At 74.2% G+C, this 19,581-nt stretch carries 18 protein-coding genes and 1 tRNA gene; 6 read left to right on the top strand and 13 right to left on the bottom strand.

The features are described 5' to 3' along the window. Positions 1-75: 75 nt before the first annotated feature. Both RQM47_RS08240 and RQM47_RS08235 read right to left on the bottom strand, forming a co-directional pair. On the bottom strand, positions 76-396 hold the full coding sequence (locus RQM47_RS08240; protein ID WP_311662574.1) for a hypothetical protein: 321 nt from the start codon (positions 394-396) through the stop codon (positions 76-78). Between the two features lie 94 nt (positions 397-490). Continuing rightward, on the bottom strand, positions 491-1,042 hold the full coding sequence (locus RQM47_RS08235; protein ID WP_311662575.1) for an NUDIX hydrolase: 552 nt from the start codon (positions 1,040-1,042) through the stop codon (positions 491-493). Positions 1,043-1,230: 188 nt separating this feature from the next. Here RQM47_RS08235 and RQM47_RS08230 point away from each other — a divergent pair. Further along, positions 1,231-1,306 (top strand) — tRNA-Gly (locus RQM47_RS08230). 135 nt (positions 1,307-1,441) lie between these two features. Here the strand turns inward: RQM47_RS08230 and RQM47_RS08225 are convergent. From RQM47_RS08225 to panC, 4 genes are all read right to left on the bottom strand, one after another. Continuing rightward, complete coding sequence (locus tag RQM47_RS08225) at positions 1,442-2,140, bottom strand: superoxide dismutase family protein (protein WP_311662576.1); 699 nt, start codon at positions 2,138-2,140, stop codon at positions 1,442-1,444. 116 nt (positions 2,141-2,256) lie between these two features. After that, entirely contained in the window at positions 2,257-2,907 is a 651-nt protein-coding gene (locus RQM47_RS08220) for a superoxide dismutase family protein (protein ID WP_311662577.1), read from the bottom strand. Positions 2,908-2,983: 76 nt separating this feature from the next. Next, positions 2,984-3,466 carry an aspartate 1-decarboxylase gene (gene panD / locus RQM47_RS08215; protein WP_311662578.1) on the bottom strand — a complete coding sequence of 161 codons (483 nt, stop codon included), beginning with the start codon at positions 3,464-3,466 and terminating at the stop codon, positions 2,984-2,986. A gap of 93 nt (positions 3,467-3,559) precedes the next feature. Beyond that, entirely contained in the window at positions 3,560-4,438 is an 879-nt protein-coding gene (panC, locus tag RQM47_RS08210; protein ID WP_311662579.1) for a pantoate--beta-alanine ligase, read from the bottom strand. A gap of 222 nt (positions 4,439-4,660) precedes the next feature. Here panC and RQM47_RS08205 point away from each other — a divergent pair, with 222 nt between their 5' ends. After that, positions 4,661-6,067 (top strand): class II fumarate hydratase, encoded by a 1,407-nt coding sequence (locus tag RQM47_RS08205; protein ID WP_311662580.1) that lies wholly within the window; start codon positions 4,661-4,663, stop codon positions 6,065-6,067. 280 nt (positions 6,068-6,347) lie between these two features. Next, positions 6,348-7,274: a metallophosphoesterase gene (locus tag RQM47_RS08200; RefSeq protein WP_314008415.1), complete on the top strand. Its 927-nt coding sequence runs from the start codon at positions 6,348-6,350 to the stop codon at positions 7,272-7,274. An 11-nt stretch (positions 7,275-7,285) separates the two neighbouring features. Here the strand turns inward: RQM47_RS08200 and RQM47_RS08195 are convergent, their stop codons facing one another. The 3 genes from RQM47_RS08195 to RQM47_RS08185 all read right to left on the bottom strand — a co-directional run bounded on the left by RQM47_RS08195 (position 7,286) and on the right by RQM47_RS08185 (position 9,474). Next, the gene (locus RQM47_RS08195; RefSeq protein WP_311662582.1) at positions 7,286-7,798 is read right to left on the bottom strand and encodes a hypothetical protein; all 513 of its coding nucleotides are present in this window, start codon (positions 7,796-7,798) and stop codon (positions 7,286-7,288) included. Between the two features lie 559 nt (positions 7,799-8,357). Beyond that, positions 8,358-8,867 (bottom strand): HNH endonuclease, encoded by a 510-nt coding sequence (locus tag RQM47_RS08190; RefSeq protein ID WP_311662312.1) that lies wholly within the window; start codon positions 8,865-8,867, stop codon positions 8,358-8,360. A 169-nt stretch (positions 8,868-9,036) separates the two neighbouring features. Beyond that, complete coding sequence (locus RQM47_RS08185) at positions 9,037-9,474, bottom strand: DUF2147 domain-containing protein (RefSeq protein WP_311662311.1); 438 nt, start codon at positions 9,472-9,474, stop codon at positions 9,037-9,039. Positions 9,475-9,858: 384 nt separating this feature from the next. On the opposite strand from RQM47_RS08185, the gene RQM47_RS08180 reads away from it, so the two are divergent. The 3 genes from RQM47_RS08180 to RQM47_RS08170 all read left to right on the top strand — a co-directional run bounded on the left by RQM47_RS08180 (position 9,859) and on the right by RQM47_RS08170 (position 13,344). Continuing rightward, entirely contained in the window at positions 9,859-10,917 is a 1,059-nt protein-coding gene (locus tag RQM47_RS08180) for a tetratricopeptide repeat protein (protein WP_314008412.1), read from the top strand. A gap of 3 nt (positions 10,918-10,920) precedes the next feature. Further along, a complete protein-coding gene (locus RQM47_RS08175; RefSeq protein ID WP_311662309.1) occupies positions 10,921-11,721 on the top strand; it encodes a DUF4292 domain-containing protein in 801 nt (266 codons plus the stop codon). Positions 11,722-11,790: 69 nt separating this feature from the next. Next, positions 11,791-13,344: a murein hydrolase activator EnvC family protein gene (locus RQM47_RS08170; RefSeq protein ID WP_311662308.1), complete on the top strand. Its 1,554-nt coding sequence runs from the start codon at positions 11,791-11,793 to the stop codon at positions 13,342-13,344. Positions 13,345-13,431: 87 nt separating this feature from the next. On the opposite strand, the gene RQM47_RS08165 is transcribed toward RQM47_RS08170, so the two are convergent. From RQM47_RS08165 to RQM47_RS08150, 4 genes are all read right to left on the bottom strand, one after another. Beyond that, positions 13,432-14,988 (bottom strand): Vms1/Ankzf1 family peptidyl-tRNA hydrolase, encoded by a 1,557-nt coding sequence (locus RQM47_RS08165; RefSeq protein ID WP_311662307.1) that lies wholly within the window; start codon positions 14,986-14,988, stop codon positions 13,432-13,434. 300 nt (positions 14,989-15,288) lie between these two features. Then, the gene (gene rpsA / locus RQM47_RS08160) at positions 15,289-17,940 is read right to left on the bottom strand and encodes a 30S ribosomal protein S1 (protein WP_311662305.1); all 2,652 of its coding nucleotides are present in this window, start codon (positions 17,938-17,940) and stop codon (positions 15,289-15,291) included. 156 nt (positions 17,941-18,096) lie between these two features. After that, positions 18,097-18,783, bottom strand: a complete 687-nt coding sequence (gene cmk, locus RQM47_RS08155; RefSeq protein ID WP_311662304.1) for a (d)CMP kinase — start codon at positions 18,781-18,783, stop codon at positions 18,097-18,099. Between the two features lie 108 nt (positions 18,784-18,891). Next, entirely contained in the window at positions 18,892-19,521 is a 630-nt protein-coding gene (locus RQM47_RS08150; protein WP_311662303.1) for a hypothetical protein, read from the bottom strand. Positions 19,522-19,581 lie beyond the last annotated feature (60 nt).

The following is a 19,581-nucleotide window of genomic DNA, read 5'->3' as shown; positions in this document are numbered from 1 at the left end:
CGAGGTACGGCCCGATCTGACCTCGGCGCGCGCGGTCCTCGTACCGAGTACCCCGTACCTCCCTGCACGTCAGCTTTAGGCGTCGTCGTCCGGCGTGGTGAGCGGCTCGTCGAAGGCGGCCGAGACCTGGCCGACGTCCTTGAGGTCGGCCGCCCCGCCCCGGTCGGCGTCCACGACGACGTTGTCGGAGTCGATCTCGCGCTCGACCGTCACCTGGTAGCGCATAAAGTCTTCCGAAGCTCCGCCCGGGCCGGCGTCCCCGCCCGAGATCGGGATGGCCTGAATGACCGTCCAGCCCTGGCCGACCTTCCGGCCGATCTCGGTCATCAGCGCGTCCTGGTCGTCGTGGTCCTCGGTGTTGACGCTGACGAGGATCGTGTTCTGTTCTTTCTGCATGGGAAGCGCGGGGCGGGGTGGGAACGGGTCGGGTCAACGCGTGCGCCCGGGCGGGGTTCAGGGCGCGCGGCCCCCTCCCCCACCCCGCCCGCGCCTAAAGCCACCCTTTCGAGAGCGCCCAAAACACGGCGGCGGCGTGGACGCCGTGGGCGATCCGCCCCGACTCCACGAGGTCCGGCAGCGAACGGGCTGGCACGAGCCGGACGCGGAGGTCCTCGGCCTCGTCGGGCGCGGGGTCCGCGACGCGCCGGGCGCCCCGGGCCACGTAGACGTGGCCGTAGTTCGTGTGCCGCCCGGGCTCGACGGCGAGCCGCCCCAGCCGCTCCCAGTCGTCCGAGGCGTAGCCCGTCTCCTCCAGCAGCTCGCGCCGGGCCGCCTCGGCCACGTCCTCGCCCGTATCGACGGCCCCGGCCGGGAGCTCGAGCAGGACGCGGTCGATCCCGTAGCGGTACTGCTCGACGAGGACGGCCTCGCCGGCGTCGGTCAGCGCGAGCACGCAGGCCCAGTCGGGGTACTCGGCCACGTGGTACTCGTCGAGGACGTGGCCGTTGGGGAGGCGGACGCGGTCCTCGCGGAGCGTCAGCCACCACCGGTCGAGGAGCGTCCGGGAGGCGAGCGTGGTCCAGGAGCGCGGGGCGTCGTCCATCGGGGCGGGGCAGGGAGCGGGAAGAACGCACGCCCCGCTCCGCCCCGCCCGCTCCGGCGCCCTCCCCGCCCGGCGAACCGGCTGAGACCCGGTGAAGACGCCCGCCCCGCCCCGCCCCCCGCGTTGACAGACGCGGGCGGGGCGGCGTACTTTGGGCGCTCGCTCGGCACCGCATGCCGGGCCGACGTGCGAGACTAGCTCAGCTGGTAGAGCGCCACCTTGCCAAGGTGGAGGTCGCGGGTTCGAGTCCCGTGTCTCGCTCCAGGACCGACGGCCCTCCCCACTCGGGGAGGGCCGTTTTTCGTTGGGGCGGGGCGGTCGTGCCCACGCCGTGCCGTAAACGAACGCGCCCGCCGCCGGGTGGGGCAGCGGGCGCGGAGCAGACGAGACGGGCGGGGACTACATGCGCCCCTCGATCACACCGCAGCCCTGCGGCGTGCCCGAGTCGCCGGCCGGGTCCGTTTCGAGATCGTCGCGGCCGGAGTGGATCACGATGGCGTGACCAGCGACCGGGTACTCGTCCGGGCCGTAGCCGCCGACCGTGACCGTGGTCTCGACGGTGCCGTCGGCGTCGACCGAGATGTTGCCCAGGTCACCCTTGTGCTTGTTCTGGGAATCGTCGGTGGGGGCGCCGTGGTCGTTCGTGCCGAGGGGGTCCCAGTGGCCGCCCGAGGCGCCGGCCGGCTCCATCTGGCCGTCGCCGTCCTTGTCGGCTGCGGAGCACGCCGGGTTCTGGTGAATGTGGATGCCGTGCATGCCGGGCGTGAGGCCGCTGAGGCTCACGTCCACCATGAGGTCGTCGCCGCTCTCCCGAAAGCGGACCGTGCCCTGGGCGCTGGCGCCGGCGTCCGACGTCGGGCGGACGATGGCGGCGGCGGTGGTCTCGGCGTCGTCCTCGAACAGGCCGGTCACGGCGTCCCACGTGTCACCGGCCGCGTCGGCGACGGCGTCCCCGACGTCGACGGCGATGTCGGCGGTCTCGTCGGCTACGTCCGTAGCCACGTCGGCCGTCTCGTCGGCCACTTCCTCGGTGGTCTGGCAGGCGGGGAAAAGAAAGAGCCCAGCGGCGAGGAGGGCGGGGAGGGGAAATGAGCGCATGTGCGGAGGGGAGGGTTCTGGAGAAGAGCCACCTGTCCTACGCGCCGCGCCCGTCGCCGAGCCCGCAGCGCGCCAAAACTCAGGGATCGCACCACGCCGTCCCGCCCTCAGCCGCCCTAGGCGTCGGGCGGGACGGCCGCGGGCGGGGTGGCCCAGGGTGTCGGGAGCGGCCCTTTGCGGACGACGCCGCACCCGACGGGGCGGCCGGACGCCCCATCCGGCTGGGTTTCCAGGTCGTCGCGCCCGGCGTGCACGACGACGGCGTGGCCCTCGACCGACGTCGGCCCCGAAAAGGACAGGAGCGAGTCGACGACGACGCCGGCGGCGACCCCGTCGGGGCCAGCGGTGATGTTGCCCAAGTCGCCCGCGTGGTGGCTGACGACGACCGACGACGGCGCGCCGTGCAGGCTCACGAGCGGGTTGAGGTGGCCGCCCGCCGCCCCGCCCGGCGTCCCCGCCGAGTCCGGCGCGCAGGAGGTGCCTTCGTGGACGTGGAACCCGTGCTCACCCTCGGTCAGCCCTTCGATGCGGACGCGGGCGCGGAGCAGGCCGTCGACGGGGCGGAACGTGACGGTCCCCGAGACGCCGGACCCGCCGACCCCGGTGATGACGGCCGAGGCCACGTCTGCGTCCGGCGTCGCCGCCTCTGGCCCGGCGTCGGCCGTGAACGACGGCTCGGACGCTCCCGCGGGCGGGGCAGGATCGCCCACGCACGCCGCGAGGGCGACCAAGAAAAGTGCAGCGAGCAGGGCGGTGAGCGGCTTCATAGGGCGGGGCGGGGTGGCGTCGGGGGGCGCGTCCGCCCCGCCCCGCACGCGCCGTGCCAACGGGGGTCGCACAGTCCTACGACCGGCGGACGGCGCCGCGCGTCGAGACGGTGCGGCCGAGGCGCGGCGACCACAAACCGTCGGCGTCGATGGCGTTCGTGACGGCCGGCTCGCTCGGGTCGGCCACGTCCGAGCCGTCCAGGTCGAGGATCTCGGTCGGGTTGTTGTCGGCGTCGACGAGGACGACGCGGGGCCGGTGGGCCGCGGCCTCGTCGGGCGTCATGTCGGCGTAGGCGATCACGATGACCTGGTCGCCCGGCGCCACGAGCCGCGCGGCCGGGCCGTTCAGGCACACGGTCCGGCTCCCGGGCGGGGCGGGGATCGTGTAGGTCTCCAGCCGCGTGCCGGCGTTCACGTTGAGGACCTGGACGCGCTCGTACGGGAGCAGCCGCGCGGCCTCCATCAGCTCGCGGTCGAGCGTGATCGAGCCCTCGTAGTACAGGTCAGCTTCGGTCACCGTCAGGCGGTGGAGCTTCCCCTTAAACATCGTGACGGTCATGAATGGCGGGGAGGGATGGGGGATGGAGGCATAGAGGGATGAGGGGGCGCTCGTGGTCGCGCCGTTTCTGCTCATTCCTCCATCCCGTACCCCTTAATCCCTCACGATGAGCGTGGTGTTGTCGATGAGGCGGGTGTCGCCGAAGAACACGGCGAGCGCCGCAAGGTACCGGCCCCCCGAGGGGCCGCGCGCGGCGAGCGTGTCGACGGGCTGGAGCGCCTCGGCGTCGACGACCTCGGCGTACTGGACGCGCGCGAGCGGGGCGGCCTCGACCTCGCGCCGGAGCAGCGCTTCGAGGGCCGCCGCCGACCGCTCGCCCCGCTCGACGGCGGCCTCGGCGGCCACGAGCGCCTGGTGCAGCACGATGGCCTGCGCCCGCTCGTCGGCACCGAGGTAGCGGTTCCGCGACGAGAGCGCGAGCCCGTCCGCCTCGCGCACGACCGGGTGCCCGACGACCTCGACGCCGAACCCGAGCTCGGCCGTCATCCGCCGGAGCACGGCCAGCTGCTGGGCGTCCTTCTGGCCGAACACCGCGAGGTGCGGGCGGCACGCGAGGAGCAGCTTGGCCACGACCGTCGCGACGCCCTCGAAGTGGCCCGGCCGGTGCGGGCCGCACAGGTGCCGCCCCAGCGCGCCGACCGAGACGGTGGTCGTGGGCGGGAGCCCGAACGGGTACATCTCGGCCGCCGTCGGCGCGAAGACGGCGTCCACCCCGCCCGCGCGCTCCAGCGCGTCGAGGTCGGCGGCGAGCGTGCGCGGGTAGGCGTCGAAGTCCTCGCCCGGCGCGAACTGCGTCGGGTTGACGAAGACCGAGACGGTCACGTGGTCGCCCCGGCGGCGGGCGTCTCGGACGAGGGCGAGGTGGCCCTCGTGGAGCGCCCCCATCGTAGGGACGAGGGCGAGGCGGCGGCCGGCGGCACGGGCGGCGTCGGCGGCCGCCTGCATGGCGGCGACGGTGCGGATCGGGTCCAAGAGGACGGAGGACGGGGAAAGAAAAGAAGCGGCCGCCCCGCCCGACCGCTCCGGCAGGGGCGGGGCGGGCGCTCTGCTCGCGGCGGGGCTGGCACGGGGCGGGGCGGGGCAAGTTCGTTGAGATCCCCCGAACCGCGCCCGCCCCGCCCGGTAGAGATCTGTGCGGCCGCGGGCGGGGCGGCCCGCACTCGTCCGACCACCCCGCCCCCTCCCCTCCTCCGCATGTCCGACTTCCGCACCGAGACCGACTCGCTCGGCCCCGTCCAGGTCCCCTCTAGCGCCCTCTACGGCGCCCAGACGCAGCGCGCCCGCGACAACTTCCCCATCTCGTCGCTCCGCTTCCCCCGCCGCTTTATCGAGGCGCTGGGGACCGTGAAGGCGGCGGCGGCGCGCGCCAACCAGGACCTCGGCCTGCTCGACGAGGCCACGGCGGGCGCGATCGCCGACGCGGCCGAGCAGGTCCGCCGCGGGGACCTCGACGGCGAGTTCGTGCTCGACATCTTCCAGACGGGCTCGGGCACGTCGACGAACATGAACGCCAACGAGGTCATCGCGACCGTCGCGGGCCGCGCGCTGGCCGGCGCCGACTCGGGCGAGGGCGGGGCGGTGCACCCGAACGACGACGTCAACATGGGGCAGTCGTCGAACGACGTCATCCCGACGGCCATGCACGTGGCGGCGCGCGTCGGGATCGAGACCGAGCTGGTCCCGGCGCTGGAGCGGTTCGCCGCGAGCCTGGAGGCCAAGGCCGCCGAGTTCGACGACGTGGTCAAGTCGGGGCGGACGCACCTCATGGACGCCACGCCGGTCCGCCTGGGCCAGGAGTTCGGGGGCTACGCGGCCCAGGTGCGCAAGGGCGTCGAGCGCGTGCGCCGGGCCTCGGACGAGCTGGCCGAGCTCGCCCTGGGCGGGACGGCGACGGGCACCGGCATCAACCGGCCCGAGGCGTTCCCCGAGGCGGCCATCGGCACCATCTCGGAGATGACGGGGCTCAGCTTCCGCGAGGCCGACAACCACTTCGAGGCGCAGGCGGCGAAGGACGCCTACGTGAGCGCGGCCGGCGCCCTGAACACGGTCGCCGTGTCGCTCATGAAGATCGCCAACGACGTCCGCCACCTCTCGTCCGGCCCCACGAGCGGGCTCGCCGAGATCAGCCTGCCGGCCGTCCAGCCGGGCTCGTCGATCATGCCGGGCAAGGTGAACCCGGTGATGTCGGAGGCCCTGATGATGGTGTGCGCGCGCGTCATGGGCAACGCCGTCACGGTCACGGTCGGAGGCCAGCACGGCAACTTCGAGCTCAACGTGATGATGCCGGTCATGGCCCACGCCATGCTGGAGTCCATCGAGGCGCTCTCCGGCGCGCTCGACGCCTTCCGCGAGCGGTGCCTCGACGGCATCATGGCCAACCGCGACCGCGCCCGCGAGCTGCTGGAGAAGAACCCGTCGATCGCGACGGCCCTTAACGGCGACATCGGCTACGACGCGGCCTCGAAGGTGGCCAAAAAGGCGGCCGCCGAGGGCCGCTCGGTCCGCGACGTGCTCCAGGAGATGGACCTCATCCCGGCCGATCGGATCGACGCCGTGCTCGACGTGCGGAGCATGACGGAACCCGGCATCCCGGGCGAGTAGCCCGCCCCGCCCCGGTCGTCTCGACTCATCTCGCGCCCACCCCGCCCCGCCCGCGTGCTGGGGCGGGGCGGAGAAGCGTCCGCGTGCTGGGGCGGGGCGGAGAAGCGTCCGCCCCGCCCTCGCAGATCCCGCCGACCACGCGGGCGGAGGGTGAGGAGCACGCGGTCTCGGCCGGTCACGCGTCCGGGATGGCCGCACCTCTGGGCGGGGCGGTCCCGGGGGGCCGCAGGGCTTCCCCGGTGAGCGATCTTCGGGAACGCTCACCCCACCCCGCCCGCGCATGTTCGGACGCGTCCTGGCCGGCCTCGGCCTGTTCCTCCTCTTCTTCGCCGTCTACGGCATCTTCATCGAGCCTCGGATCCTCCTCGACGACAAAAAGTTCGTGGCCGAAGTCCCCGACCTGCCCCCCGCGTGGGACGGAAAAAAGGTGGCGCTCGTGGCCGACTTCCAGTACGGGATGTGGCTCGACAACGTGGGCATGATGGAGGAGACCGTCGAGGACGCCGTCGACGAGGGCGTCGCGCTCCTGCTCGTGGCCGGCGACTTCCTCTACAAGCCGGACTCGACGAAGGCCGAGGAGGTCGTTGAGATCCTCCGCCCCGCCCTCGCCGCTGGCATCCCGGTCGTGGCCGTGCTCGGCAACCACGACTACTCGCTGATGAAGAAGGACAGCGACGAGCGCCCGCCGATCGCCGAATACCTCGCCGAGCGGCTCCGGGCGGCCGGCGCGACGGTGCTCGAGAACGACGCCGTCGCCGTGCCGGCGCCCGGCGGCGGTGATCCGCTGTGGGTGGCCGGGATCGGGTCGGTGTGGGCCGAGAACAGCCGCCCCGACCGCGCCCTCGCCGCCGTCCCCGACGGGGCCGCCCGGCTGGTCCTCATGCACAACCCCGAGTCGTACCGCCAGATCCCCGCCGAGGCCGCCCCACTCGCGTTCGCGGCCCACACGCACGGCGGCCAAGTCCGCGTCTTCCCCGGCGAGCACAGCTCGTGGCTCGACATCGTCCGCGAGGGCGAGACGATCGCCGACGGGTGGGCGGCCGACTCGATCGGGGCGTCCGGCAACCGGCTCTACGTGAACCGCGGCGTCGGCTTCTCGACGGTCCCCGTCCGCATCAACTGCCGGCCGGAGCTGACCGTCGCCACGCTCCGCCCCGCCCGTGGGGCGCTCCCCGAGTCGCCGCCCCGCCGGACCACCGACGGCTAGAAGGGCGCGCGCTACGGCGTGAGCGCCGGGTCGCGGAGGGCGGGGTCGCCCTCGCGGGCGAGCAGCCGGTTCCACCCGCCCACGAGCAGGCCCGACACGACGGTCCCGATCAACGCCATCCCCGACAGGCTCAGCGTGAGCAGCCACGTCCCGCGCCGGTGGTTGCCGAGCACGATCTGGTCGGTCTCGGGCGAGACCACGATGGGGATCCGCATGGCCTCGCCCTCGGGGACGTCGAGTTGGTCGGCCTCGATCTCCTTGAGCAGGATGATCGGAAGCTCGACGCGGCGCTCGACTGGCGCCGCCGCCCCGGGCGGGGTGTAGCGGAGGTCGACCTGGCCCGCCGTGATCTCGCTCCGCTCGCGGAGGTTGAGGCCTACGACCTCGGCCTGCACCGTCTGCCCGTCGGCGTCGACCGCGCGCTGCTCCATCCCGGCCCGGAACGTGGCCACGGCGATGACGAGGAGCAGCAGCGGGAGCGCCCACAGCAGGCGCGCAGCAACCGGGTTCGAGAGGAAGTTCATAGACGGGCGGGGCGGACCCGAAGGGCTGGGTGGCGAGACAACGGCCTCCCCGCCCCTCGGTTGCCCGCCGCGGCCGAGTTCGCGGGGAGTTGCGGGCAGCGGGCAGCGGGCAGCGGGCAGCGGGCAGCGGGCAGAAGATGCCCCACCCCGCCAGCACTGTGCGGGGGCGGGGTGGTCGGGCACCGCCCGCTCGTGTCTGGCGAACGCACCCCCCGCCAAGGCCGCCACCGCTCCGCGCGGCATGGGCTGTCCCCCTTGTTCAAGGGGGACAGTTCGTGCGACGGGGGAGCGCAGCGACCGGAGCGCGAACGGGGGGTGCATCGGGGCAGCCACGGGCGGGGCGGAGGCGCCGTTCGGGACCGCCCCGCCCGCGTCATCTACCACCCCTAGCCCCTCCTATCCAGGAGGGGGACTGCCGCCGCCTCCCGTTGACAGCGGCCTCCCCTATCACCGCCCCGTCCAGATGTGAGCGGGCGGGGCGGAACAAAACGGGCACCCCCCCGCCCGCGCGCCCCTTTTCCCTTTTCCCTTTTCCCTTTTCCCTTTTCCCTTTTCCCCGCTACGCCGCGAACAGGTACGGCTTCCACGCCTCCTCGCCGGTCCCGATAAAGTCGCGCATGTACATCACGTGGCTCGGACGATAGGGGCGCTTCCGCATCTGGAGGCCCGCCTCGTCCGGCGTTCGGCTCCCCTTCCGGTTGTTGCACGGCGTGCAGGCCGCGACGAGGTTCTCCCACGAGTCCGCCCCGCCCCGCGACTTGGGGACGACGTGGTCGATCGTCAGGCGGTCGGCGGCCCCGCAGTAGACGCAGCGGTGATGGTCGCGGCGGAGCACGTTGCGCCGGGTCAGGAGCACCTTCCGGTAGGGGACGCGAACGTAGCGCTTGAGGCGGACCACGCTGGGCCACGGGTACGACGCCCGGGCCGTCCGCAGCGCCCGGTCCGTCCGGTTCTCGACGACCTCCGCCTTGTGGAGGAACACGAGCCCGACCGCGCGCTCGACGCTGCACACCGAGAGCGCTTGGTAGTCCTGGTTGAGGACCAGGACGTGCCCGGCGAGCGCGCTCATGACCGCCCCGCCCTGGGCGGGGAGTCTCCTCGGAGGAACGCGGTGGGGGACGACGTTGGGAAGGCGCGCGTCGGCTGCGGGCCGGCACCGTCGCCGACCGCCCACATAATACGGCGGCGCCCCCCGCACTCGTGTGCCGGGGGCGCCGTCGGGGACGTAAAGCGGGGCGTTACTGAACGCGCTCCCAGTACTGCGTCCGCCGCGTGAGTGGGGAGTCGAACCCGACGAAGCCCCACACCTTGAGGCGCCCGTCGCGCTCGACCTCCATCTTCGCCTTGTACGTCTTCCCGCTCTGGGGGTCCGTGATCCGGCCGCCCTTCCAGGTGTCGCCGTCGCGCTCAAAGTCGCGGAGGATCTCGACGCCCTTCATGTCGCTCCCGCGGTACTCCTCGTCACAGTCCTCGCAGACGCGGCCCTCGGGGAGGAGGCCGGCGATCTCGCCGTAGAGCTCTCCGTCGCGCTCGTAGATGCGGACGAGCGACTGAGGCTCGCCAGTATCGTCGTTGATCGTCCGCCACGTGCCGACAGGCGTCGTCTGCGCGAGGGCGGGGAGAGCGAACGCAAAGAGGGCGAGGGCGCCGAGGGCGCGGAGGGAGAGTCGGGTCATTGTGTGAGCGGGTGGATGAGGCGGGGCGGCCGGACGGCGGCCGGCGAGAGAGTATCAAGAGCCGTTCCAGACGTTCGTCCCGGCGTTGCCGCCCCTAAACGAGTCGCAACCTGTGTTCGCATGTGCCGCCCCGTTCGGCCGCTGTCGCACGTGTGGACGGGAACGCCTAGCGATTTGAAGCGCCTTCGGGCTCGTCCTGCACCGCCCCGCTCGGGCGGGGCGGGAGATCATGTGGGCGGCCGCCGCCGCCGTTCCTGACGCCGCGCCGGCCGCGGGCGTGCACGTCTGTGCTCGCCGCTGCCCTCATCGCAGGACGGAACGCCGTGGGGCGCCCGCACGAACCCGGGGGCGGTCCGCGTTCGCCGGCCCCAGCGATCTTGCGCCATGCCCCTCCCCCGCCCCGCCCTCCTCGCGCTCGTCCTCGGCGCCGCCGGGGCCGCCGCCGCACAGCCCCGCGACGCCGCCGAGCAGCGGGCCTACGTCGAGGGCCGGTTCGTCCGCGCGCTCACGTTCCACGCCGTCGGCGACGACGGGGCCGCCGCCGCCGCGCTTGACGAGGTCCTCGCGCTCCGCCCGGACGACCCGGCGGTCTACGACGCCCGCGCCGAGGTGGCGCTCGCGCGCGGCGAGGCCGCCGACGCCCTGTTCTACGCCGAGCGCGCCGCGGCGCTCGCGCCCGCCTCCGCCGACATCCGCCTCGGGCTCGCGCGCGCGCTCGACCGGGCGGGGCGGCCGGTCGAGGCGGTCGAGGCCGCCGAGGCGGCCCGGTCGCTGGCGCCCGACGACCCGGCCGTGTGGGAAACGCTCGCCGGCCTCTACGCCCGGGCGGGGCGGGGCGACGCCGAGCGCGAGGCGCTCGCCGCCGGGGTCCGCCTCCACGACACGGCGGCGGCCCGACTCCGGCTCTCGGCGCTGTACGAGCGGGCCGGCGACGCCGAGGCCGCCCTCGACGCGGCCCGGGCCGCCCAGCGGCTGGCCCCGGACGACCCCACCGCACGCCGCCGCGTCGCCGCGCTCGCCGCCCCGCCCCGCCCCGACGCCGCGGCGGACGCCACCCCGCCCGCAGCCGAGGGCGGGGCGGTCGGAGGCGAGGCCGCCGCGGGCCAAACCGCCGAGGGCGGGGCGGAGTCGGTCGACGCGCTCCTGGCCACGGTCGAGGCCGACCCGCGGCGGCTCGACGTCTGGGCACGGGCCTTGCAGGCGCTCGCCGCGTCGGGCGACCCGCGCGCGGGCGCCGTCGCCGACGACGCCCTCCTCCTGTTCCCCGCCGTCCCCGCCGTCGCCACGCCGGCCGCCGAGGCGTACCTCGCCGCCGGCCGCCCCGCCGACGCCCGCCGCGCCGCCGAGCGCGCTCGCGCCGCCCTCGACGCGCAAGGTGATGCCCCCGACGCTGACGACCTCCGCGCGCGGCTCGACCGCGTCCTCGCCGCGACCGACGGCTAGCCCATGCCCCACGTAGCGCCGACCGTCGGGGTCCGCCCCGCCCTCGTCCTGCTCGCGCTCGTCGCCGCCGGCTGCGGCCCGACGGGGCCGCTCGTACGGGACGCTCCCGACGCGACGGCCGCGGGCTACCCCGACCACTCGGTCGACCAGGTCATCGGGGCCGTCGCCGCGTCCGTGGCCCCGGTCCAGAGCGCGGCGGCCGACGGCGACCTCGTGGTCGACGGCCCGGACGGGAGCCAGAGCGCCTCGTTCAGCTTCCGCGCCCGGCTCGCCGACAGCGTCGCCGTGGTCGTCCGCGGGCCGCTCGGCGTGGTCGCCGGGCGGGGCCTGGCCACGCCCGACTCGTTCTACGCGGCCGACCGGATCAACCGCCAGCTGTTCTACGGCCCCGCCGCGGCCGCCGAGCGCTACGTGCCGGGGGCCGGGTCGTCGGAGCGGCTGGCGCAGGCGGCGCTCGGCCTCCTCGTGCCCGACGCCGGCGTGGCGTGGTCGCTCACGGCGCAGGACGGGCTCTACCGGCTCGTCGGGCGCCTGCCGAGCGGGGCCGCCCGCGAGATCACCGTCGACCCCGCGCTGTGGCGGGTCGTTCGCGTGCGCGAGTTCGACGGGGCGGGGCGGTCGGTGGGCGGCGTCGAAGCCGAGGCGTTCGACACGGTCGACGGCGTGGTCCTCCCGCGCCGCGTCCGCCTCCGGGGCGGCGGCACCACGGTCACGCTGGAGCACCGGCGCCTCGCCGTCAACCCGCCCGACCTCCGGCTCCGGTTCGAGCGGCCGGCGGACTATGAGGCGTTCCCCATTCAGTAACCGGGCGGGGTGGAACGGGAGCGTCTCCCCCGCCCCGCTCGCTAGATTCGGACGCCGCCCCGCCCCCCGATGCGCCTCGCCCCGCTCCTCCTCCTCACCGCGCTCGTCGCCGCCCCGGCCTGGGGGCAGAGCCGGGCCGAAACCGAGGCGCGACTGTCGAGCCTCCGCGAGCAGGTCCGGGGCGTCGAGGGGCAGGTCCGGCAGGCGCGGAGCCAGGAGACGTCCGAGCTCCGCGCGCTCGAAGGGCTGGACGCTGAGATCATTCTCCGCCGGCAGCTCGTCGACGGCTACGAGACGCAGACGGCCTCGATCCGCGGCGAGACCCGCGAGCTCCAGCGGTCCATCGAGCGGCTCGAGTCCGAGATCGACGCGGCCAAGGCGTCGTACCGAGCGCGCGCGCGGCACGCCTACATGCACGGCCGCCGGAACAGCCTCGCGCTCATCCTGGCCGCGGGCTCGGTGAACCAGATGATCGTCCGCGCCCGGTACCTCCAGCAGTTCGCGAAGCAGCGGCGCGGGGAAGTCGAGCAGATCGGCCGGAAGACGGCCGTTCTCCGGTCGCGCGAGGAGGACGTGCGCGCCTCGCTCGCGGCGACCGAGCGGCTCCTGGAGCAGGGCCGCGCCGAGCGCGACCAGCTCGCCGCGAGCCGCCGCGAACGGGCTGGCCTCGTCGCCGAGCTGCGGACGCAGCGGGGCCGCCTCGAGACCGAGTTGGACCAGCGGCGGAGCGACGCCGACCAACTCGCCGGGCTCGTACGCGACCTCGTCGCCCAGGAGCGCGCACGCGCCGAGGAGGCCCGGCGTCAGCGCGAGGCCGCCGAGCGCGCCGAAGCCGAGCGCCGCGCCGAGATCGCCCGCCAAGCCGAGGCAGCCCGACAAGCCGAAGCCGCCCGCCAGGCCGAGGCCGAGCGCGTCGCCGAAGCGGCCCGCCAGGCCGAGGTCCAGCGGCGCGCCGACCAGGCCGCACGCCGCGCCGCCGAGGCCGAGTCGTTCCGCCGCCGCCCCGCCCAGCGCGCCGCCGAGCCCGCCGCCCCGCGCCCGGCGCCGCCCCGCCCGCAGCCCGAGGCCGCCCGCCCCGCCCCGACACCGGCCGCCGAGCCGTCGGCGCCCATCGCCGAAGCCCGCCCCGCCCCGCGTCCTGCGCCTCGGCCGGCGCCCCGCCCCGCCGCGCGGCCTGCGCCCCGCCCCGAGCCCGCCGCCGAGCGGGCGGTCGACCTGACCGGCTCGTTCCGCCAGAACCGCGGGCGCCTCCCCCGCCCCGCCAGCGGCACCGTCGTCGGCGCGTTCGGGAAGCGGACGGACCCCGTCTACGGCACGGCCGTGTCCTCGATCGGGATCGACATCGCCACGGCGCCGGCCGCGCCCGCGCGCTCCGTCTTCGACGGCGTCGTCGAGCGCGTGGGGACGATGGCCACCTACGGCACGTTCGTCATGGTCTCGCACGGGGGCTACACGACCATCTACGGCAACCTTTCCGGCGTCTCGGTCCGCCAGGGCCAGCGGGTCCGTGCGGGGCAGGCCGTAGGCCGGGCGGGGACGGCCGGCTCGCGGCGCGGGAGCCAGCTCTTTTTCGCGCTCTTCGAGGGCGGGGAGGCCGTCAACCCCACCCGCTGGCTCCGCTAGGCCGCCGGGGGCGGGGCGGACACTTCCTCCACCCCGCCCGGACGCGCGGGCGGGGCGGCACGGTCGACCGCGACGGCGTCAGCGGCCCTAGCCAACGGCGAGGAGGACAATCACCGCGATCACCAGGAGGGCGAGGAGGATCCATCCGAGCATCGCCCAGGCGGGCTTGCGCGCCGTTGCAGGCGCTTCTTCAGCAGCGGGCGGGGCGGCGGGAGCGCGGTCGGCCGCACGTTTGCGGTCCGCCGCTGGCTGGGGCTCGGGGGCGGGCTCAGCCACGGGCGGCTCGGCCACGGGCGGAGTGGGCTCGGCCACGGGCGGGGCGGGCTCGACGGGCGGGGCGGGCGGCTCCGCGGCCACCGGCTCTACGTCCACGGGCTCCGTGGTCACGGGCTCTGCGGGCGGCACCGTTTCGGAGTCCACAGGCGGCGCGGTCTCCGCAGCCGCTCCGTCGCCCGCGGGCGGGGCGGCGGCCTCGCGCTCGGCGAGCTCCCGCTCGACCCGCTCCAGGCGTTCCCGCTCTTCCTGCTCGCCGTGGCTCTCGTCCAGCGAGTACCGGAGGAGCGCGGCCACCCCGCCCGCGTCGGTGAGCGCGGGGAACGGGTCGGTAAAGTCGACCTCGGCCCCGGTGCGGACGGCCTGCTCGGTCATGGCCTCGACGAGGTCGACGCGGAACACGTCGCTCGAGCCGCACACGCCGCAGGTGTCGGGCGTCCCGTGCGCGACGTGCTCGCAGGTCCGGCACTTGGTGCCGGCGATCTCGGCCTCGCGGTCCACCAGCACGGCCTCCACGCGGGCTTGGCGGAGCGCCTCCATCACGTCGGTCGCCCCGAACGCGGCGAGGCCCGGCCCCACGCCCTGCTCGCGGATCGCCACCCACAGGTCCTCCTCGTCCTGGCGCTCGCCGGCCTCGGCGACCTCGGCGGCCGTGTCCAAAAGCTGGTCCTCGCTTGCGTCCGCCGACACGGCCCGCGTGCCGACGAGCTTGTCCTGGAGCGGGGTGGCGAGCGCCTCCTCGACGGCGCGCACGGGCTCGTCGGAGCCCAGGAGCACGAGGCGCGAGAACGGCCGCTCGTGGTCGAGCGCCTGGAGGTCGCCCGCGATCTCGGCGGCGTACTGCTCGATCTGCTTTTCGCGGCGCCGCGCGTAGCGCTTCTGGCTCCACCCGCCCTTTTTGACCCGGTTCTTGACGTCGCCCCGCACGCTCCCCTCCTCGTCGACCTCGTCCGGCGCGACGTAGTAGATCTTGGCCGACGTGTTGTCCACGACGGCGACGGCGAACGTCTCGTGCTCCTCCAGGAGCTCGTACGCCGGGCGGACGTACGGCGCGTCGCCCATCCACACGCGCGTGCCGACGGGCTCGGGGAGCGGGTACGCCTTGGCGAGGTCGGCGGCCCACCCCGCGAACGCGACGACCGCCCCGCCCGCCGGGGCGCTCTGGCCGTCCAGGAGCTTGCCCACGACGGCCAGGTTCTGCTCGAAGTGCTCGGTCTCTTCGGGCTGGTCGGCCAGCAGCGAGCGGACGCGCGCGAACCGCTCGTCGAGGACCGAGCGCTCGTCGTCGGCGTCGAGGTAGACGGTGAGGAACGCGCGCTCGGGGCCGGCAAGGTCGGAGAGGGCGCGGAGGTGGTCGGCGTCGAGGGTCAAGGGCGGGGCGGGGGGAGAGCCGCCTCCTACGCCGAGGCGCGGCAGGGGCTCCCCCACCTGGAGCCGCTCCGCCCCAGCGCCGCCACGACGGAGGGCGGGGCGGGACGACGCCCACCCCGCCCGGGGCGCTCGTAGGGATACGGCTCGCCGTGTCCGGGGCGGGCGGAACGCCGACGTTCCGGCACCACCCCGCCCGCCGAGCGCGCGGGGGCGGGGCGGCCTGCGACGCCACCCCGCCCCAACAAAAAAGCGGCGGCCCCCGGAGGGGCCGCCGCCGTTCCGACGGGCGGGGCGGGGCGGTTACGCCTTGTCGTCCTCGTCCGTGTCCTCGCCGCGGAGCGCGTCGAGGTCGCCCTCTATGGTCGCGGACGCTCCGCCGAGCTCGGTGTCCGGCTCCGGCGCGTCGTCGGTGCCGAGGGCGTCGGCGACGACCTCGCCGGCCGGCTTCTCGAGCACCTCGGGGACGTCAACGTCGTCGACCGAGTCCACGTTCGGGCCGACAAAGTCGGGCTCGGTCGTGACAGCGGTCGTCGGCGTCTCCTGGCCCGTGGCCGTCTCGACGGCGCTCGCGAGCGAGCCCTCCGCCGGCTGGCCGCCGGACTTGAAGGTGGCCTCCGAGTTCTCGGCCGACGGCAGAGCCGCCCCCTTGGGCTGGCGCTGCGATGTGACCTCGTCAGACCCGCGGGGGGCCGTCTCGTCGGTCTGCTCGACGACGCGGTTGGCCTCGCCGACGGTCCCTTCGAGCTGCGACGTGGCCTTGCCGCCCACGACGGGCGGCTCGTTCGTGTCCTCGTCGGAGACCGCGTTGGCCTCGGCCTCCGCCATCTGCTGGCGGAGCGCCTCCAGACCCGAGATCTCGCCGAGCGTGGCGGGGCCAGACTGGCGGCTCCCGTACGACTCGACCTGGCGGCGCTCCTCGCGCTGCTGGGTCTGGCGCTCCCGGTTCTCGGCGCTGCGCTCGGCGCGCTCGGCCGACCGGACCTTGGCCGTCTCGGACATGACCAACTCGCGGTCCTCGCGGTCCATGCGGATCACCTGGAGCTCGAGCTCGTCGCCGATCTGGTACGAGTCCATCGGGCGGCCCGAGCGCTGGAGGTGGCTCGCCGGGACGAACGCCTCGACGTCGAGCGGGAGGTCGACGACGACGCCGCCGTCGTTGATCTCCGCGACCGCGCCGACCGCGTCGGCGCCCTCGGTGTACACCTCGGCCACCTTCGCCCACGGGTCCGTCGAGACCTGCTTGTGGCCGAGCGAGATCCGCCGCTGGGCGATGTCGATGTCGAGGACGATGACGTCGAGGTCCATCCCCTTCTTGACCACTTCAGACGGGTGCTTCACGCGCCGCGTCCAGCTCAAGTCCGAGACGTGGACGAGGCCGTCGATGCCGGGCTCGATCTCGACGAAGGCGCCGAAGGTCGTGATGTTGCGGACCTTGCCGCGCGTGATCGTCCCGACCGGGAACCGCTCCAGGAGCCCCTCCCACGGGTCGGGCTCGAGCTGCTTCATGCCGAGCGAGATCTTTTTCGAGTCCTCGTCGACCTTGAGCACCTTCACGTTGACCGTCTGGCCCAGCTGGACCTTCTGAGTCGGGTGCTTGACGTGCTCCGTCCACGACATCTCGGAGATGTGGACGAGCCCCTCGATGCCACGCTCGACCTCGACGAAGGCGCCGTAGTCGGTGACGGACACCACGCGGCCCTCGATCTCCATGCCCTCGACGAGGCGCTCGGCGAGGTCGTCCCACGGGTGCTTCTGGAGCTGCTTGTAGCCCAGCGAGATCCGCTGGCGCTCCTTGTCGTAGTCGAGGACGACGACGTTCAGCTTCTGGTCGAGCTCCAGCACCTCGGACGGGTGGCCGACCCGGCCCCACGAGATGTCCGTGATGTGGAGGAGCCCGTCGACGCCGCCCAAGTCGACGAAGGCGCCGAAGTTGACGATGTTCTTGACCTGGCCCTCGAGCACCTGGCCCACTTCGAGCGAGTCGAGGATGTGCTCGCGCTGCTCCTGGAGGTCCTTCTCGATGAGCGCCTTGTGCGAGATCACGACGTTCCCGTTGCCCGGGTTCGTCTTGACCACCTTGAACTCCATCGTCTTGCCCAGATAGACGTCGAAGTCGCGCACGGGGCGGACGTCGACCTGGGAGCCGGGAAGGAAAGCCTCCGAGCCCAGCAGGTTGACGATCATGCCGCCCTTGATGCGCTTGACGATCTCACCCTCGATCACCGCCCCGCTCTCAAGAGCACCCTCGAAGATGTTCCAGCGGAGCTTGTCGTTGGCCTTCGCGTAGCTCAGCGTGAGCTGCCCGCGGCGGTCCTCCAGGCGGTCGACGTAGACGTCGATCTCGTCGCCCATCTCGGGCACCTCGCCGAACTCGTTTTTGGCGACGACGCCGTCCGACTTGAACCCGATGTCGACGACGACCTCCTTCTCGGTGAGGCCGACGACTTTGCCGGTCACGATCTGATCCGCCTCGACGGCCGACATGGACGACCCGTAGAGGGTCTCCATCTCGTCGGGCTCGGCGCCGCGGTCCATGACCTTGGCCGAGGCCCCGATGCCGGAGACGCCAGCGTTCTTAGCGTCGGCGGCGTTGAGGTCGTCGATCGAGATGGTCCGGCCGAGGTCCTTGCCGGTGTAGCCGAGCACGGGCGCGCCCATGGCGCCGTCGCCGGACGCGCCGTCGCCGGACGGGGCGCCGCCCTGCGGGGCGTCCTCGTCGCCTTCGACGAGGTCGGTGACGACGTCGGCCACGGTGTCGGCGACCGTCTTGGCCGCGTCAGCCGCGGTCTCCACGGCCGACTCGACGGCGTGCGTCACGGTGCTGAGGAGGCCGCCGCCCTCGCCGTCGTCGGAGGCGGGCGGGGTGACGTCGGGGGCCGCCTCGGGGGCGCCGTCGGCCTGGGGGGTGGAGGCGTCGTCCGACGTCTCGGGGGTGTTGGGTTCGTTAGCCATAAAGGGGAGCAACGGCGACCGCCCAGACGGGCGAGAGGCGAGGGGCGCCGCGGTGGGGTTTAGGAGTGAGAAAAACGTCCCGCGTCGCGGCCTCTCGTCGGCAAGCCGACGCGGCGCGGGAGGGGATAAACGGGAAAACGGGTCGGATCGCCTGCGCTAGCGGTCGCGGACGGCGCGAAGCACCTCGTCGACCTGGTCCTCGACCGAGAGCGCCGTCGTGTCCAGGCGCCGGGCGTCGGGGGCGGGGCGGAGCGGGGCGAGTGCCCGGCTCTCGTCACGCCGGTCGCGCTCGGCGATCTCGGCGCGGACCTTCTCGAACGCCGCGGGGTCGCCGCCGGATCCCGCCCCGCCCGCGTCGGACGCGGCAAAGTCGGCGAGGCGGCGGCGGGCGCGGGCGTCGAGGTCAGCGACCAGAAAGAACTTGACGTCGGCGTCGGGGAACACGACCGTGCCGACGTCGCGGCCCTCGGCGACCACCCCGCCCGCGTCGGTCTCGCGGGCGACGGTCCGCTGGAGCGCCACCATGGCCTCGCGGACGGGCGCGAGCTTGCTCACGCGGCTGGCGTCCTCGGCGGCCTGCGCCGTCCGGATCCGGTCGGTCACGTCGACGCCGTCGAGGGCGACGCGCGTGCGGTCGGGGGCGGGGCGGAGGCGGACGTCGAGGGCGGGCAGGAGGTCGCGGGCGGCGGCGGCGGTAAACGGGAGGCCCCGGTCGCGGAAGGCGACCCCGACGGCCCGGTACATGGCGCCGGTGTCGAGGTAGAGCCACCCGAGCCGCTCGGCCACGCGCCGGGCCGTCGTGCTCTTGCCAGACCCGGCGGGGCCGTCGAGGGCTACGATCACGGGCAGAACGGGGGCGGGGCGGCGGGGAGCCCGTCAAGGTAGGCGCCCGCCCCGCCCCGCCCTAGCGGCGGGGTGGGAAGACGGCGTGGAACGTGGGCGGGGCGGGCGCTACTCGCCCTTCCAGGCGGCGTCGCACCGCTCAAAGTCGCCGGTCGTGTTAAGGCACTCGATCATTTCTCGGACCGCCGCCGCCGGGCGGATGCCCCACCGCGCTCGCTCCTCGTCAGAGACGGCGTCGAGGTCCGCGTTCCCGAGCGACCACACAAGCTCTGCCCCGCTGTTGTCTGTTGGGTCGTGGTCCGTCGTGTCTCGGGGAGAGCCGAACGCCTGCGTGCCGTAGACTTGGGGCCGGCCAATCGACTGCTGCCATCGATCGTACGCACGGGGCACCAGCCATCGAGCATCCTCGTTGCCATCCTCTTCGTACGCCCGCCGGGAGAGCGTGTAAGCCCGGTAGAGGCTGTACGGCGTGATGTCGTGCTGGAACACGAGCGCCGCGTGGTAGAGGTCGGCGCCGGTGCGGAGCCGCCCCGCCCCGGTGAGCGCTTCCACACGTGCGAGGCGCATGGAGTCCGCTGCCGCGACGACGCTCCACGGCATCGTCCCATCCATGTTCGCCTGCCGGTCGGCCTGATCCGCGTCGGCGAGCGCTTTCAGTTCGGCGCTCACGGCGCCACCCGACTGCGCCAGCGCGGGCGAGGCAAAGACGAGGAGGGCGAGCACGAGCGGACGTCTCATAACGTACCGGCCGTACAGGCTGGTGAGGGACGTCACAGACGATCCGCCGCCCCGCCTGTT

The organism is Rubrivirga sp. S365 (assembly GCF_032248475.1).
GTDB classification, from domain to species: domain Bacteria; phylum Bacteroidota; class Rhodothermia; order Rhodothermales; family Rubricoccaceae; genus Rubrivirga; species Rubrivirga litoralis.
This window is presented reverse-complemented; position numbering and strand designations above follow the sequence as displayed.